The organism is Vibrio sp. 970 (assembly GCF_033339075.1).
The window spans coordinates 1-544 of record NZ_JAWOTW010000699.1; the positions used below are offsets into that span (position 1 = coordinate 1).

Genomic DNA, 544 nt, shown 5'->3' on the forward strand with positions numbered 1-544 from the left:
GATTGCCGATTCTTTTAAGCAAGATGGTAAGGTGCTGTCGTGCGGTAATGGTGGTTCGCACTGTGATGCAATGCACTTCGCAGAAGAGCTAACAGGGCGTTACCGTGATAATCGCCCAGGATACGCTGGTATTGCGATTTCAGATCCAAGCCACCTTTCTTGTGTCAGTAACGATTTTGGTTACGACTTTGTTTTTTCTCGTTACGTTGAAGCGGTAGGCCGCAAAGGTGATGTTCTGTTTGGTTTGTCGACATCTGGCAACTCAGGCAATATTCTTAAAGCGATTGAAGCTGCGAAAGCGAAAGGCATGAAGACCGTCGCACTGACGGGTAAAGATGGCGGTAAAATGGCTGGTCTTGCTGATGTTGAAATTCGTGTACCACACTTTGGTTATGCAGACCGTATTCAAGAAGTACATATTAAGATTATTCACATCATCATTCAGTTGATTGAAAAAGAGATGGAATAATTTTCTGCAGCCACTTTTTCGGCTGTGGTTTAGGTAAGGAGTTCGTTAAACGATGTGTGAATTGCTCGGCATGAG

At 44.3% G+C, this 544-nt stretch carries 1 protein-coding gene; it reads left to right on the forward strand.

Annotated elements, in window-relative coordinates; genetic code table 11:
* The coding region (lpcA, locus tag R7Q11_RS28690; RefSeq protein WP_225467288.1) for a D-sedoheptulose 7-phosphate isomerase at positions 1–469 on the forward strand (469 nt) is incomplete at its 5' end.
* Positions 470–544 lie beyond the last annotated feature (75 nt).